This is a genomic window from Sporosarcina sp. So3-204 (assembly GCF_058068165.1).
The window spans coordinates 3133632-3150488 of sequence record NZ_CM176485.1 but is presented as its reverse complement, the minus strand read 5'-3'; the positions used below and the strand labels follow the sequence as shown (position 1 = coordinate 3150488).

15 protein-coding genes are annotated in these 16857 nt (G+C 36.9%); all 15 read left to right on the top strand.

Annotated elements, in window-relative coordinates; all coding sequences use genetic code 11:
- Position 1: 1 nt before the first annotated feature.
- Positions 2–1348, top strand: a complete 1347-nt coding sequence (locus tag AC3RV6_RS15585; RefSeq protein ID WP_489746886.1) for a cytochrome ubiquinol oxidase subunit I — start codon at positions 2–4, stop codon at positions 1346–1348.
- Complete coding sequence (locus AC3RV6_RS15580; RefSeq protein WP_489746885.1) at positions 1345–2370, top strand: cytochrome d ubiquinol oxidase subunit II; 1026 nt, start codon at positions 1345–1347, stop codon at positions 2368–2370. The genes AC3RV6_RS15585 and AC3RV6_RS15580 overlap by 4 nt, the downstream gene beginning before the upstream one ends.
- A gap of 14 nt (positions 2371–2384) precedes the next feature.
- The gene (gene cydS, locus AC3RV6_RS15575; RefSeq protein WP_489746884.1) at positions 2385–2504 is read left to right on the top strand and encodes a cytochrome bd oxidase small subunit CydS family protein; all 120 of its coding nucleotides are present in this window, start codon (positions 2385–2387) and stop codon (positions 2502–2504) included.
- Between the two features lie 202 nt (positions 2505–2706).
- Entirely contained in the window at positions 2707–4074 is a 1368-nt protein-coding gene (rlmD, locus tag AC3RV6_RS15570; protein ID WP_489746883.1) for a 23S rRNA (uracil(1939)-C(5))-methyltransferase RlmD, read from the top strand.
- Between the two features lie 621 nt (positions 4075–4695).
- Positions 4696–5874 (top strand): hypothetical protein, encoded by a 1179-nt coding sequence (locus tag AC3RV6_RS15565; RefSeq protein WP_489746882.1) that lies wholly within the window; start codon positions 4696–4698, stop codon positions 5872–5874.
- A 216-nt stretch (positions 5875–6090) separates the two neighbouring features.
- Complete coding sequence (locus AC3RV6_RS15560; RefSeq protein WP_489746881.1) at positions 6091–6333, top strand: hypothetical protein; 243 nt, start codon at positions 6091–6093, stop codon at positions 6331–6333.
- 286 nt (positions 6334–6619) lie between these two features.
- On the top strand, positions 6620–6778 hold the full coding sequence (locus AC3RV6_RS15555) for a hypothetical protein (RefSeq protein ID WP_489746880.1): 159 nt from the start codon (positions 6620–6622) through the stop codon (positions 6776–6778).
- Positions 6779–7371: 593 nt separating this feature from the next.
- Positions 7372–7740: a hypothetical protein gene (locus AC3RV6_RS15550; protein WP_489746879.1), complete on the top strand. Its 369-nt coding sequence runs from the start codon at positions 7372–7374 to the stop codon at positions 7738–7740.
- A gap of 353 nt (positions 7741–8093) precedes the next feature.
- Complete coding sequence (locus tag AC3RV6_RS15545) at positions 8094–8714, top strand: HNH endonuclease (protein ID WP_489746878.1); 621 nt, start codon at positions 8094–8096, stop codon at positions 8712–8714.
- An 84-nt stretch (positions 8715–8798) separates the two neighbouring features.
- Positions 8799–9665, top strand: a complete 867-nt coding sequence (locus AC3RV6_RS15540) for a DUF7662 domain-containing protein (RefSeq protein WP_489746877.1) — start codon at positions 8799–8801, stop codon at positions 9663–9665.
- A 427-nt stretch (positions 9666–10092) separates the two neighbouring features.
- Positions 10093–11226, top strand: coding sequence for a PD-(D/E)XK nuclease family protein (locus tag AC3RV6_RS15535; protein ID WP_489746876.1), 1134 nt, complete (start codon positions 10093–10095; stop codon positions 11224–11226).
- Between the two features lie 251 nt (positions 11227–11477).
- Positions 11478–11906, top strand: coding sequence for a helix-turn-helix domain-containing protein (locus AC3RV6_RS15530; RefSeq protein ID WP_489746875.1), 429 nt, complete (start codon positions 11478–11480; stop codon positions 11904–11906).
- A gap of 317 nt (positions 11907–12223) precedes the next feature.
- A complete protein-coding gene (locus AC3RV6_RS15525) occupies positions 12224–13327 on the top strand; it encodes a hypothetical protein (RefSeq protein ID WP_489746874.1) in 1104 nt (367 codons plus the stop codon).
- Between the two features lie 124 nt (positions 13328–13451).
- Complete coding sequence (locus AC3RV6_RS15520) at positions 13452–16040, top strand: ATP-dependent helicase (protein WP_489746873.1); 2589 nt, start codon at positions 13452–13454, stop codon at positions 16038–16040.
- On the top strand, positions 16030–16854 hold the full coding sequence (locus AC3RV6_RS15515; RefSeq protein WP_489746872.1) for a PD-(D/E)XK nuclease family protein: 825 nt from the start codon (positions 16030–16032) through the stop codon (positions 16852–16854). The genes AC3RV6_RS15520 and AC3RV6_RS15515 overlap by 11 nt, the downstream gene beginning before the upstream one ends.
- The last annotated feature ends 3 nt before the right edge of the window (positions 16855–16857 follow it).

The following is a 16857-nucleotide window of genomic DNA, read 5'->3' as shown; positions in this document are numbered from 1 at the left end:
TATGGGAAACGAGGAAGCTGTATTTTTTTCACGTGTTTTAACTGAATTAACCCTTTCATTTCATATTATTTACGCCACAATAGGTGTTGGTGTTCCACTTATGATTATGATTGCTCAGTGGGTCGGAATAAAGAATAACGATGAACATTATATATTGCTCGCAAGAAGATGGGCACGTGGATTTATCATAACAGTGGCAGTTGGTGTAGTAACAGGAACAGCAATTGGTTTGCAGCTATCGTTATTATGGCCAAACTTTATGGAACTAGCCGGAAATGTTATTGCGTTACCGCTTTTTATGGAAACTTTTGCATTCTTTTTTGAAGCTATTTTTTTAGGAATATATTTATACACATGGGATCGATTCGAAAATCAAAAAAAACATTTGCTTATATTGATTCCAGTCGCAGTTGGGGCATCTTTTTCTGCAGTATTCATTACGATTGTAAATGCATTTATGAACGCACCTCGAGGATTTGATTTAGTAAATGGCGAATTAATTAATATTAATCCGCTGCTTGCGATGTTTAATCCTGCGATGCCTACTAAAGTGGCTCATGTTGTTGTTACAGCTTATATGACATCTGCGTTTGTACTTGCATCTATTGCAGCATTTAGATTATTAAAAGGTTCCAATCATGAATACCATAAAAAAGCACTTTATCTAACGATGAAAGTTGGGCTTGTGTTTGCTATTGCGACCGCACTTATCGGTGACTTATCAGGTAAGTATTTGGCAGAGTATCAGCCCGAAAAGCTAGCGGCAGCAGAATGGCATTTTGAAACTGAAAAAAATGCACCACTTATTTTATACGGTGTACTATCTGATGGTGAAATAAAGTATGCGATTAAAATACCTTACGCGCTTAGCGTTTTAGCGCATGCTAACCCAACAGCAGAAGTAATGGGGCTAGATCAGTTTCCTGAAGATGAGGTTCCGCCGCTTTATATTCACTACTTATTCGATATTATGGTAACGATTGGTATGTGGATGGTATTATTGTCTGCGGTATTCTGGTTCGGTACGAAACGTCGTTGGAAAATGGTTACGACGAAGTGGTTCCGTTGGTTAATCTTTTTCGGAGGCCCACTGTCAATCTTAGCAATTGAGACTGGCTGGTGGTTGGCTGAAGTCGGCAGACAGCCTTGGATTTTACGAGGCATTATGAAGACGTCTGATGCAGCAACGACGAGTGGTCAAGTGAGTACAATGCTTGTATTGTTTGCATTGCTTTACCTTGTTCTCGGAGTCGGTAGCATCGTAGTTCTAAGACGGATGTTCCGTAACAATCCAGTTGAACGTGAAATAGAAGATCGTGAAATGGAAAAAGGCGGTGACGTAAGATGACACTTGAAATTATAGGAATAACAGTCTTATGGACTTTCTTATTTGGTTATGTACTGGTGGGTGCAATCGATTTCGGTGCAGGTTTCTTCAATGCATATAGTGTACTAACAGGTCGCCAGAGAATATTAACAAATATTATTCAGCGCTATTTATCACCAGTATGGGAAGTTACAAATGTATTTCTAGTTTTCTTCTTTGTAGGCATTATCGGTTTTTTCCCGAAAACTGCTTTTTATTACGGAACGGTCTTGCTAGTCCCAGTCAGTTTTGGGATTATTCTGTTAGCAATACGCGGTTCTTATTATGCGTTTGAAAATTATGGTACACGAGGGCATAAAGGATATTCATTTATGTATGGACTTGCGGGAATATTAATACCTGCCTCTTTATCAATTGTGTTGACGATATCAGAAGGTGGTTTCGTAACAATTGTGGACGGTAATCCAGTGCTTGATTACTGGTTGTTATTTACAAGTCCGCTTACATGGGCAATCGTTGTGTTAAGTGTAGCAGCAACATTATATATTTCAGCAGTGTTTTTAACTTGGTATGCAAATAAAGCTCGAGACGTAGAAGCAACAAATTTACTACGTAAATACGCGCTTATCTGGGCATTGCCAACGATGATTACAGCGGGCGGTATAATATTCGAATTAAGAAAACATAATCCTTTACACTACGAAAATATACAAAACTTTTGGCCGATGTTCTTAATTTCATTTCTTATGTTCATTGGAACAGTAGTACTAATATTACAACGTCGTAAATACGGATTTGCTTTTTTATTACTTGTAGGGCAATTTATTTTTGCTTTTTTCGGATACGGTGCATCACATTATCCGTATTTGTTATATCCTTATTTGACGATATACGATAGTTTTACGAATCCCGCAATGGCGATTTCCTTAATCGTTGTATTCCTACTAGGACTCGGGTTATTAATTCCATCACTATACTTGCTCATGCGTTTATTCTTGTTTGATAAAGATTATGTCCGCGGAAAAGGCGATTACCACGCATAAAGGAGGAGTCATTTATGAATCACTTTTTAATGTTCTATGCACCTTTTCTTGTCTTATTTCTAGCAATCGCTTTTGCCTTCTTCATTGCGCCTAAAGACGAAGCTGTTTTGAAGCAAATTGAAGAGGAAGAATAAGTAATATACAGGAGGAGCATCGCATTACGCGAAGCTCTTTTTTATATATTTACTTTGTTCTCGTTTGAAGGATATTAATTGATAAATTAACTTTTTTCTGCATTCAATCTGATGCTTATCGTAATGCTAAAATTAATCCAGTGTCTGTTTTTTAACCGAAGGCGTGGTAAACTAAAGACATATGAAATATGGAGGAAAAAATATGTCTTTTATAGTAAAACGAAATGATCGTTTAAATGTAATAGTTGAAGATTTGACGCATGACGGTGCAGGAGTTGCGAAGGTAGAAGGATACCCGCTGTTTATTCCAGGTGCTTTACCAGGTGAAGAAGTTGAGATTCATGTGCAAAAAACAATGAAAAATTATGGTTTTGCGCGGTTAATAGAAGTAACGAAAGCATCGCCAAATCGTGTGGAACCACCTTGTCATGTGTTTTCTGAATGCGGCGGATGCCAACTTCAACATTTATCTTATGAAGGACAACTTATCCAAAAACAGAAAACCGTTCGTGATGCTCTAGAGCGTATCGGAAAATTACCAGACGTGCCGGTTCATGCTGTGAAAGGGATGGACAATCCTTGGCGTTACCGCAATAAATCACAAATACCTTTTAACGAACGTGAAGGCAAAGTGGTCGCTGGATTTTATCAAACGCGTACGCATTATATTGTCGATACTGACGTGTGTATCATTCAAGGAGAAGAAGCCGATGAGCTGATGGCTACTTTGAAAAATGAACTGCATGCGATTGGTATGGATGCTTATGATGAGAAAACGAACCGCGGTCTATTACGCCACTTAATCGTACGTAAAGCGCGTGCAACGGGCGAATTAATGGTCGTCCTTGTCACACGCTCTAAAAAGTTTAAGCAAAAGGAAGAAGCGATAGCACTTATTAAACGTGTTGTACCTGAAGTCACTTCTATTATGCAAAACGTAAATAGTCAACAAACGAATGTCATTTTTGGTGATGAAACGATTTTACTTGATGGAAAGTCATTCATCGTTGATACAATCGGCGGCATTGACTTTGAAATTTCTGCGCGCTCATTTTACCAAGTAAATGCAGAACAAACTGAAGTTCTATATAAACAAGCGCTGAATTATGCTGGTTTAACAGGGGACGAGTCTGTCATTGATGCGTTTTGTGGTATTGGCACAATCTCTTTATTCCTCGCTCAGCAGGCAAAGGAAGTATACGGTGTAGAAATCGTTCCACAAGCTATTAAAGATGCGAAGCGTAACGCTGAATTAAACGGTATCCAAAATGCATTTTTTGAAGCAGGTCCAGCAGAAGTTGTCATTCCAAATTGGTATGCAGAAGGAAAACGGTTTGATGTCCTTGTAGTAGATCCACCGAGAAAAGGCTGCGATGCAGAGTTATTAGAGACAATATTGAAATATAAACCTAAACGGGTTGTCTACGTATCGTGTAACCCAGCAACTTTAGCACGTGATCTTCGTATACTTGAAGATGGTGGTTATAAAACGCAGGAAGTACAGCCTGTTGATATGTTCCCACACTCCTCACATGTGGAGTGTGTATGCTACATGGATTATGAAGTGTAGCTCCAAAATAAACTCCAGCACTTTATAATAAACTCGCACCATCCATTTTCAACTTTTTAAAACAAAGTTCTTTATCCAAAATCTCTTTAACCCTTACCACACCTGCTTTTCTTCGAACCCTTATCTCTACTATCTTTATTATAAAGAGAGAAAAACGTGAACAAAAAGCGTGAAAAAAGGGTGAAAAAGCGGTCAAAACGTGAACGGAAAAGGGTGAAAACGGGGGAAAGGTATGGGGACTTTATTATAAATGGAAACGAAGGAATGCGGGTTTGCGGTGTTTTTTGTGTGGCAACTTAATTTTAATTGGTCATAGTAGGAATGAAAAACGGGAAAAAGTTGAATCTTTTTTCCGTTTTTTTAGGGTTTAAGGGTTTGGGAGGGTCATGCTGTTGTTAAACCAAGTAATTTCTTATGTTACTGAAGAATTGTGATTGAGAAAATGGTAGGTTTGTCGTATTCCTAAAAATTTCCGCTCTTGATGCGAAATTAGAAATCCTTCGGACTTTTTAGTTAGATGAAGAAAGGTTTTTAGTAGCCTAAGTAGTGGAAAAGTATTGTGAAGGGTTTTGTTCTATTTAATAGAAGTTTAACCTATTATCAAAATAGGGGGTGACATTATTGGCAAATCAAACTTTTTTCGAAGAGGGATATTTTTATGAACAAAGTGAATTGCTTAAAGATTTTAAGGTAATTCCTTCTATTGATTATTGTATCCCTTGGCTATTTACAAATGGTTTAATGAAACATGCGAAGGAATTAAAAGTTAGAAATGGTAAGGAATTTGTAGAAGCCAAGGAATTGCTATATGGACTTTCCACAGAAAGAGCTAAGAAGATGCCTAAATCAGAGATAGATATAATCTTAAAAAAATTTAAAAGTATATCTACTGAAAATGAAGTTTCTAAAGAACAAATGGAAGAGCTATGGATTCATTTGAAAAACCCTAAGTCATTTCATTTTTATGATGTAAATAAAATTTCTCCCGATGCTCTTGGATTCTACAAACCATTCCATTTCTATCGTTATGAGGAATGGGGGATATATTTATTAGTAGACAAAATATTAGAATACTATAATAGACTTCGAATTAGGTTAGGTTTAAATAATGTCTTTTTCCAAAGTGATATTCTATTGGGTTACATTATTTTTGAAATCTTTCATCATGAATTTTTTCATCATATTGTGGAATCAGCGGCCACTTCGTTAGAAATAATATCATCTGGTTTTGGTAAGCCAAAACCGCTTTATATTAATTACTTTTACTCGAATTATCATGAAGCAATGGGTCTGGGTGTTCATAAACATGACCCATTAGAGGAAGCATTAGCTAATGCTTATGCTTACAATTCATTTTCTTTTTCATCGAGAGTCAATAAAGGCTATAAGTCTATGTTAGTTAAATCATATCAGCAGGCATTGTTGAAGGAATGGAAAGATGCTCCTCCAGGTTATTGCTTTGCGGGAAATTACATTAACACTGGCTATATACATGGAGCAACACAACTAATGGCAATGATATTGAATTCCAGTATGATAGATCCCTTACCTTCTTCAATAGTGGCGAAAAATGTATTATTAAATGGACATACTGCATTTTGTGCTAAGCCAGATATACCTACTTACATAGTAGGTTCGGAATCCGCATTGGAATACTTTTATAAACTAATTCCAGCTCCGAATGCAACATATACAAATTTATTTTGGCATGAAGATTTAAGTGAAATAGACAAATTTATTGAAGGAAGGAAAAAGGAAGAAAAGATACTGAAGAAAACTGGGGAGATAAAGGGACAGTAATTGAAAGAATCAAGAAATATATTTGGGAATTGGTTTGTCGGGTAATTTCAATTTTTAAGGTTTAAGGGAAAAGGAAAAGATTGAGCGAAATCCGGATACTCATTACGATATTGAAGGTAGGAAAATCATGATGTTGTTTTTAAGTGTCAAATTGACTTGAAATATTTGTGGGAATAGAAAGAGCGGATAGGAAGAGGTGCATACGACGAAAACGATATGGATGATTTTTTAATAGACGAGGGGATTATATTATCAAACTTTGTTTCGCTCGGGGCTTATTCATCGAAAGAAGAGGCGGAGAAACAAATAGCATTACTACCCCAGAGGCAATCTTATCAACTTTTTGAACTTCCAGTGGACAAGTTTTTTGGTGAAATAACCGAGGACGGTAAATGGGTGAAGAGTGGGTTAGGAAGGCTCATGCAGATACATTACGAAGCCGATGAAGAGGGCAAATGATGGGTTAGATAGTAGAAGATACAGATCCTTCCTTCACCCCCTTCAACCGTCAGACGGCAGTAGGAAAGTCAGTATCAAGGATATTATTGACGATTTCACTGGTATGAATTATTATTAAGTAAATGCAATAAAAATAATTGGTTATAGGTGATTGATATGTTGATTTATCTACCAGCTATAATTGAATATAAAAGTTGTCCAAGTCACTCGAAATTCCGAGTGACTTTTTTTCTGCCGTTTTTAAGGTAACAGTATTACAAATTCAGTGTGAAGGGGGAGAAACAAAGTGAGGTATTTAGCTGAAAAGTTTGGATCACATGAATATATGCGTGGATTCTTTGCTGAACACATAAGTAATTTAATTGTTCTTATTATCGGGTTACTGGTGGGGGCATTCATAAAACTTTGGATATTTCAAGCTCTTGGTGTTTTCTGGATGGTATAAGGTTGGAGAAGGTATGGATATGGAAGTAATCTCAAAGAAACGATTCGTATTTGAATAGGAGTGATCTAAGGTGAAACATAAGGAAAGCAAGAATGGGTGTAGGAAGAAAGCGGGAATTAAAAGCGGGAAATTAAAGAACCCCAATCTTCCCAAAACAACCATAAAAGATTGGGGAACGGATAAGATCTTGTCACGAATCAACAGGGCGATAGAATTGATTTATAGAAGAAGATAAAATTTGTGATTCAGATAGCTTAATTGTAGAAATGGAGGAAGCCGTTTTGAGTACAAACAATGAACTTGATCCAATTAAATTAAAAGAGATTTATGATAGTGGAATGAAAGAACTGTCTGAGTTTATTGAGGAAAAACTTATAAAGATCTGACGGTAGAGGAATTTAAAGAAGAAGTAAAACTTTTCTGGAAGAGGAGTGATATTTGGAAGAAAGCATTAGAAAATAGCATTTATCCTAATATAAAGTTAGATGATGACTTCAACTTAATTCGAGTTCATGCAAAGAAACTGTTGTTATGATAAAAGGTGAGTGGTCTTACCCAGGTGACTACGAAAATTATTAAAGGTGGAGGGTTACATGAGGATTTTATCGTTTTACCCGACCAAAACGTTCAAGCTAATCATAGAATTTGAAAATAAAGAATACCGAATCTTAGATATACAAAAATTTTTACAAAACGAAGAAGGGTTAATGGAAGACATACGTGGCGATATAGATTTGTTTATGTCGGCTGAATTAGATGAAATTGCAGGAACAATTCAATGGGTAAATGGCGTGGTTTTAGATCCTTATGTTTTATTCGAAATGAGCCAGGATTTAGATAAGGTGGTAAATAACCAAAAGAAGTTTCCAATTCCAAGAGGCATTACCAGGTTGCCAGCAAATTATAAATCTAAAGTCTCAAAACAGAATGAGCAATTAATCAAACATTTGAGGGGCTATTGAATAGTCCTTTTACTGTGTATACAAGAAAATCTCCCTTTAATGCTATGGGAGATTTTTTGATTGGTATCAATTAAAATAAAACGCCAAACCGCTCACTTCCACAACCATGGCAAATATCATTGTCAAAGCGATGTTCGATCGCAACTTTATCACCGCAAAATTGGCACTTCCTAAATTGCCTTTTTCGTGAGTTGATTGTCTTCATGAGTTTATCAAGAATCATTTCTTGCTGTTCATCTATACTTAATGACTTTAAGTCCTCCCATGGTTCAAGGGTTTTGTATGTTTTTGTCGAATAGACCCAATATAGGGTTATATATTGAGATTAATTAAGTGTAGGAGTTGTTACGTGAATGGCGAAACATGGAGACAGTGGGTTAGGATATGAGATTGTAAAAGCGGTTATTAATGGGGATATCATTGAACCGATTACATTTGAAAAAGTAAAACGCTTTTGTGAAAAAAATAAAATAGATGCAAGTGAGAATCATATGAGAGTTATTCTCTCAAATGCTACCGAGAATGCTCACAGTCCAACATACAGGAAATACTTTAAAAGGGTCGGTAGAGGGGAATATTTCGTTCTGCCTGAATATAAAGTGCAAATGGTTGGAGAGATAAACAATATTGTAGATACCGATGAAGAACTTTACCAAGCTGTAAAACGGGCAATGAAAGATGATAGCAAGAAAAGGGAAGCTCGATTGGAAAGAAGGAGCTCCGTTTATCCTGACAATTATGAAGTAACAACTAAGGTGTTTAAGCGTAATGCTGATGTAATTGCAGAAGTTTTAATTCGAGCAAAAGGTTATTGTGAGAAGTGTGGGAAGGTAGCCCCTTTTAAAAGGGCTACTGACGGAACCCCATACTTAGAAGTCCATCATATTGAGAGATTAGCAGATGGCGGGGAAGATACAGTTGAAAATGCTCAGGCTGTTTGCCCAAATTGTCATAGAGAACTGCATTTTGGCTGATAAGGACTATGTCCAAAGGGAGGTATTGCTTGGTAACCTGAGGTTATTGAAAAGAGAGAAATACCATTTCGGGGGTGATCATAAATGGATAAGATAGTAAAAGGAAAATATATTCCCTTACAAAATTATTTGAAACGATTAACATTATCACACGTCACATTGTCTTTCAGTGAACTTGAAGCCATTTTGAATGTCCCATTACCCCAATCTGCATATAAATATCAGGCCTGGTGGGTGAACAGTCCAAAGGCTCATTCCCATGCTTCAATATGGTTGGAAGCGGGTTACTTAGTAGGGAATGTGAAATTTGGTGAATATGTCGAGTTCATAAGAAAAGAAAATGCGGAAATGCAAACTCAAAAAGAAGATGCAGTAAAAGAGTTGGATATTAGGGATGGGTTATCCAATGAAGAGATGAACTATATTGAAAGTCTATCTGAAAAAGTGGATAAAGTTAGAGACTTTCTAATCAATGATATGCCATCGGATTTTTCCAATGAAAGTTTGATTGAACAGTATGAGTCAATGAAAACTTTTAGAAGAATCATCGGTAATATAGATAATGATATGGGCTTCATAGGTTGCTTGCTAATAAAAGAGTTTCTCAATCAAAGGCATTCATTTTCTAAGTTAAATATGGCTTTGAAGCCACAAGGCTCACCAGGATTAGATGTAGATGAAAAGACAACTGATGGAAAAAGGATAATCGGTGAGCTTAAAACAACATATCCATATAAAGAAAATGATCTCGGTGCTAATCAGAAGAATACTTTCATGAAAGACTTTGAGAAGTTACAGCAAAACGTAGCTGACTTTAAATACTTCTTTGTGACTGAATCCAAGACGTTTGACATTGTTCGTAGTAAATATAGTCAATACCTTAAAGGAATCAATCTTGTTTTATTGCCACAAGCCCTTTCCAATGGTGAGTTTGTTATTACATATTCTTAATATGGACAGAAATATAGGTCGGTGACTGGGTTCCTTCCCGCTTGCCTATTTTTTATTTATGTAACCAGTGCTTAAACTTAATCATGATTAACAGCGATTGTTAGCCGTTCATTTGATAGTAAATAGATAGTGCATAGCGAATCTTTAGATAGAGATATGCGATCTACTTACTAAATTGTTGATAATCCTGGATTATTTTAAGGCATTCGTATTGTTAATAGGAATTACTACAAGTCAAAAAGTATGTTTACGAATGAATGTTCTTGTGGTATTCTGTTGGAAATAACAGGAGGAGGAATGGGAAATGAGTGTGCTAAATAAGAAACTTCCAACTTTACATCAAAAAGTAAGACACTTTCCAATGGATGGAAGGTGTCTTTTTTAATCCTGTTATGTAGACAACCACATTAAACAAGGAGGTAGTTAAATGCGAAATAACTATGGATTATGGTCACTTTCAAAACATAAAATGCTGATGAATTGCGAGATGCAATGGGCTCTAAATTACTATTTATCGAATAGGGGTAAATTTGAGAGTAGACCAGCATACCTCCAACTTGCATGGCGATTGAAGCACCTTAAAAATGTGTATTTGCTCTTTGGTGATTTGATGCACCGAATGATTGAAACGGAAATAAACATCCTTTTTGAAACGGGAGAAGTGTTATCCAAAACTACAATAAAGAAAAGGCTGAGCGATATGCTTAATCAATCATACAGCCAATCGAAAAGTTTAGCTTTATGGTATAAAGACCCCAAAGTAAATCCAATGCTTTTTGAACTTTATTATTCTGGTGAGTTAAGCGATATTACTGTTCAGTTCATAAAGGAAAAAATGGATGCTTGCATTAGCGGGTTCATCCACTCTGACACAAGGAATAATCTTATCACTAATGGAAATGTCGAAATAATGGAGGTGGAGAAATTTCGCTCATTTTATTTGGATGGAGTGAGAGTTGTTCTTTCAGCCGATCTTATATACCATGACGACGAAAATGATATATGGGGAATCGTTGATTGGAAAACAGGGAAGCAGTCGCAGGGTAAAGATATATTACAGCTTACTTTATATGCAATGTATCTGGAAAAAACATTTGGTGCAAACTTATCAGACATCGTTGTAACAAATGAATACTTAGAAACTGGTACAAGTAAATCATACGTTTTAGAGGAATATCATACTCAAAATCTCCGAGATATAATTCTCCAAAGTGCGGAGAGAATGGCTGAATTAGAAGAAAAATTAAATAAACCAGATGATGAAGTTATGGATGTGTTTCACAAAACGGAAAACAAGGAACAATGCAATCGATGCAATTTTAAAGCTATTTGTTTACCTGAATACAAAGATATGCATATTAACAATTTCATAAAAGCTATTGGACGAAAAGAAGGGGAGAAAAAAGTGAAAGAAAGAGATATTGATATGATGCGGGAATGGGTGAGAAGTGGGATTCCAGTTGATGAAGGGTATGCTGAATTTGTAGAAGAAAGCCCGTATGAAACTGAGGATAGTTATACGTCCAAATTGGAGAGAATGTCGGAAATTATGGCATATTAGTCAGGGAAGAGTCATTCTGTTGTGAAGGCTATATGTATATATACCTTTCAATTAAGACCTGAAGAGTTTTTTCATTTATCCAGATGTCCCTTTCAATCCCTTCTGTGTCGTTGTCTATTGTGATAGCAAAGGAACCAAACTATTTACTATTTACGTTATAAAAACCTCCCCTCTATCTACAATATAAGGATCAAAATGATTATGAAAAAGGATTTCCTTACAGGAAAACAGAGAAAAGGGAGATGGTTGTTTTGCAAAAGGAACAAATGAGTGACGACTTTGGGAAAATGTTAAAGGGGCTTCGGGAAGAAAGAGGGTTCTCGCTTCACAAACTCTCTTTAATGACTGGAATATCCCCGTCCTATATAAATCGTCTTGAAAAGTCGAAAAGAAGGTCTCCAGGATTTACGAAACTTGTAGCCCTTGCAGAAGCGTTAAACGTTGAAGTGTGGGTACTTGCAGGTTCGAGCTTGGAATGGAATGAAGGGGAACCTATCGGTATAAAAGAACTTTTGTTCAATCACAAAGTTGAACACGAAGGAATCACCCTAACTTCCGATGAAAAGGAATTGTTATTGGAGATATTAGGAATAATCTTAAATGCTGAATGGAGTCTTGAAACAATATTGTCCGAAACCCAGGTAATTGGAGAACTAATCAGTGAGTTAAAAGTGCAATAACCTTTACAGCGGGGACAGTTCATCTGTTCGCCGTTACATATGTAAAAAAGTATAGAGGGGTTATATACAAAAGGCGACGAACGAATGATCGTTGTTAATCCTTGACTATAGCCTATATCTCCATTTATAATCCTCGGTAACACACTGTCGAGAGAGGTGAGTCCTTTTATGAGGCGATTGATACGAATAAATGACAATTACATCAGAAAAAAATCAGCACTTACCAATTCGAGAAACTTGGTGAGTGCTTTTTTTGTAAATTATTATTTACCAAATCCTTTAATGAACCTACCTCCAATGATGAAAGGGTGTAAGAAATGAGCAAAAACGGATCAATACGAGAGTCCATATTTTCGATATATGTAAAGGAAAACCCCGCCATACTATCTGAAACGCTTGGTTTTCATGTGGGAAATTTAAGTCTGGAACAACGACATGCTAATCGAAACATTGATATTCATGGAATTGATCCGCAACGTAGAATCGGTGTCTATGTTGAAGTTCAGTTGACTAAAGCCAATGAATCATATTTGGAAAGGATAAAGAAAATGATGGAGAGTTACCCCGAATCATCTATAGTTTGGATTGCCGAATCCTTCGATGACCAATTGCTTAAAGACTTAATGACTTGGATGGAGAAGAATGATAAAAGGTATATTGACTTTTATGCTTTGGCACTTAATTCAGCTGTCCATCCCGTATTAAAGCAACTCAATGAAATGTATAAGCTCGATATATATGATCATTTTCATTTAATGGATGAAATAGACGAACTGTTTAGCGTTCGGTATATGAAAAAACAGCTAAATCAGTTTCACTGTGGTCAAATGCACACAGCCCCGTTACCCCTTGACTCCAATCGCCCTGAAGATGTTAAACGTGAGTTGCTGGAATTTTTGCGAATACGCATCCCATATTTCCTTAACCTTCATTATGGAAAAAAGACGAATCAACATGACCGCATCCTGACGATAGGGGCAGGTAAATCGGGTATCATTTTTCGTTGCTCGGCCAGAAGTAACAATTATACTGCATTTGTAGAGTTGTTCTTTGACAAGTCGTGTGCAGACTGGTATGAATCTTTCAAGTGTAATGAACAGGAAATTCGTTCAACCATACATCCCGATATCTCTTTTGGTAAAAGACGAATCGGTGTCTACTTTAAGCCTTCACCCAATCAAGATAAAACATTTGAAAAGATAGCAGACATCTTTAAAAAGATGATTGATGGTTTCTCGCCGTATACTTTTGGTAACAAAAAAATCATCAATCATCAAAAAGTAGAAATGGATAGAAAAGTTTCAACCAAAAAGCGGTACGTTCAAGTTCAAGCACAGTTGCCCGAGCAACCTTGTCCAACTAAAGAGAGTTATCGCAGTATGATGGAGGAACTTTCGAAACAACTCTCATTTACACTATAATCTTATTGAAATGGCTTCGTATCTTAGTTGATGCGGAGCTATTTCCCTGAAAACTTCCAAGAAATCCATCGCATGTAATGGTAGAATGATACTATATGAAACGGCTTAGGGAGGGTTCGATAGTATGGGAACAACTTCTATTACATTGTATGATTTATTTGAAAAACATGGATTTACTCCGAATGACGGTCAAATGGAAGCAATCAAGTCGTTAGATGGCCCTTTATTCCTGATGGCAGGCCCAGGTTCAGGTAAAACGCGTGTTCTATTGTGGAGAACTGTAAATGCCATTGTGTTTCAGGGTGTAGTTCCTGAAAATATCTTTTTATCTACCTTTACGGAAAAGGCCGCTAAACAACTAAAGGATGGCTTGCAGTCGATATTAGGTTCAGTTACGAATATTACGGGTGTACCATATGACATTTCAAGGATGTACATTGGAACCGTTCATTCTCTTTGCCAGAGGATAATTGCGGATAGACGTTTTGTCAAACATCGTTCAAGGATGAAACCGCCAATTCTAATGGATGAATTAGATCAATACTTTTTTATTAATTCAAACTCGTTTTGGCAAGTGACGGAAGAAATACTATATGTAAATGAGAATGAATGGCGTTTAGAAATGAAGCAATACTTTTCAAGGCGATCAGATTCACGACACGAAACGACTTTATCGCTTATTTCAATATTTAATCGTTTTTCAGAAGAAAGTCTGCAAGTAGGAAAGATTATTGACCATGCAGTAAGTGGGCAAGACGAAATGTTGCATCAAATTGCAAGGCTATATGAATGGTACAAAAAGCGACTTCAGACGACTAATATGGTCGACTTTGCACTTTTACAGCAAAGAGCATTCACCCAGTTACTTGAAAGTGAACACGTTACAAATGAATTCGAGCATGTTATCATTGACGAATTTCAGGACACAAATCGAATTCAAGAACAGCTTTTCTTTCGACTCGCAAAAGGACGTAAAAACCTTTGCGTCGTTGGCGACGATGATCAAGCATTATATCGGTTTCGTGGAGCGACAGTAGAAAACTTTGTCCAATTCCCACAGCGATCTGAATTATATTTGCAAACACCGCCAAAAGAAATAAAGCTGAATATTAATTATCGCTCTAAGAAGCAAATAGTTACAACCTACAAAAAGTTCATCGAGAAGATTAGCTGGGTACGGGAAGACGGGAAGGGTTATTATCGGTTGCACGAAAAAGATATACAACCCCATCACCAGGATAATGACCTTTCAGTTATAACAACAACACCTGCTAAATCTGAGGATGTAGCGAAAGAGATTGCACAATTTGTTAGAAATTTGATTGATGAAAAAAAGGTTGAAGATCCGAACCAAATTGCATTCTTATTTCCAGCTCTAAAAAACAATGTGCATGTAAAACGAATGAAAAAAGCTTTGGAAGACGAAGGGATCAATGTATACGCTCCAAGGGCAGGGCGATTTTTAGAGGTCGAAGAAGCCGTAGCGATGTTTGGGCTCTTGACAAAAGTATTTGGGAAGCCAGCAAGACAAGACTTTTCGGGTGCTTATAAAGACTACCATGATTGGCTGGAGGTTACTGAAGGAATTGCCAAGGAACTCATGGAAAGAGATGAGCGATTAGAACGATTTGTTCATGTTAAGGTAGAAGAATTGAATAGATGTAAAGACGACTATATTCGTCTTCTGAAAACTGCCAATGATAATGGATGGTCATTGAGTGACATCTATGTACCAAAGACACATAAGAGGGCTTTTTCTAATACACCGCTTATTTCACAACAAACACTAAAGGGACTTGGTACAGATCGCTTAGACAAAATTATTGAGCAAAGAATAAAAGGTGGAAAACCATTTACACTTCAATACATTTTGAATCGGGCAACATCAGTTGACTGGAACATCTTGGACTTGTTTTATCGACTTTGTGGTTTTCCATACTTTACACACATGTTCAAGCTGGCGGAAAATGGTGAAGACGAGGGGCCAATCTCGAACCTCTCGATGATTTCGGAGTATTTAGCACGTTATATGGAGCAATCTCAGTCAATGCTTACAGGTGCAAGGTTAGTCGAAGACCGTTTTGCCAATGACTTTTTTGGCCGTTATGTATATGGTTTATTTAGGGTAGGCGAATCGGAAGTAGAGAACGAAGAGACACCATTTCCAAAAGGACGAATACCATTTTTAACGATCCATCAGTCAAAAGGATTGGAGTTTCCGTATGTTGTGCTTGGAAGTCCTGGTAAAAGAAACTGGGGTGTACCAAGGGTGGAGGAACTTGTTAGACCATTAATTGAAGCAGACAGTGAACCTTTGGAGAGAGTCCCTGAATTTGATACAATGAGGCTGTTTTATGTCGCTTTATCCAGGGCGGAAAATGGTTTGATTATCACTCACCTAAGAGGTCAAGGTCAGGTGGTTGACCCCGCTTTCAAAAAGCTATTCACTGAAATGAACTATCCGATGATCCCAAATATTGATGTCGCTAAGCTTTCGGATGTACAAGTGAAGGAAGATGAAATTCCCAAGGTTTACTCATATACAAGCGATTATCTTTTGTATATAAAGTGTCCGAGAAATTATATGGTCTTTAAAAGGTATGGATTTGTGCCTTCACGTTCTCAAACAATGCTTTTTGGTAATCTCGTACATCAGACAATTGAAGATATTCATAATCAAATCATTTCAATGCGAGGTGGGAATGATGAATAATGATGAGATGTTGCGTTTCATTGAGGAAGCGTTTGAAGAGAACTACGAACTTTTAAGATTGGATGGGGGTCACTCCCTTTCACCACATGTGAAGAAATTGGCATTGGAGCAAGTGAAAAACTATTGGAAAAAGTTTCGAAACGTTGCAGAGAATGTCTCAGATACAGAAGTGAAACTTACACTTCCGCAACAAAAAACACCGACTGGTAGACCGTATACCATTCAAGGTGTCGTTGACGTTGTAAAAGAAGACGACCGAATAGTGATGTACGATATTAAAACACATGATGTTGATTTTGTGAGAAACAATAAAAAAGATTACGAAGGACAATTGAATGTCTATGCCCATATTTGGCAGTCTGCTCGTGGTCAAGAGTTATATGGTACATCAATTCTTGCAACAGGCGAAACAGAAGCGTTAAGAAAAGCAAAGCAACGGTCTTTTCAGTCAAACAATGAGCAGTTTTTAAAAGAAGCATTTGAGGAGTGGAACCCAGAAGTGCCGATCGAATTAGATCCTGGGCGAGTAGAAACCTATATTGAGTCTTTTGGTGAAGTTGTCGATATGATAGAGGAGCATTTATTCCAAGCTCCCCCTGTTGAAAAATTAAAGACAAAAATGAAAGACAATAAAACTTTTATAGAGCATGCTTGTCGAAACTGTGATGTGCGTTTCTCATGTGAATCGTATAAGGAATATGCTTTTACATCAAGTCGTGCAAGAAGCGATTTTATGGCCTTTTACGATGACTATGGAACTGAGCAGGAGCGGGTAGAGATAACCGAAGCAACATTAGATGAAGAAGAGGTGTAAGGA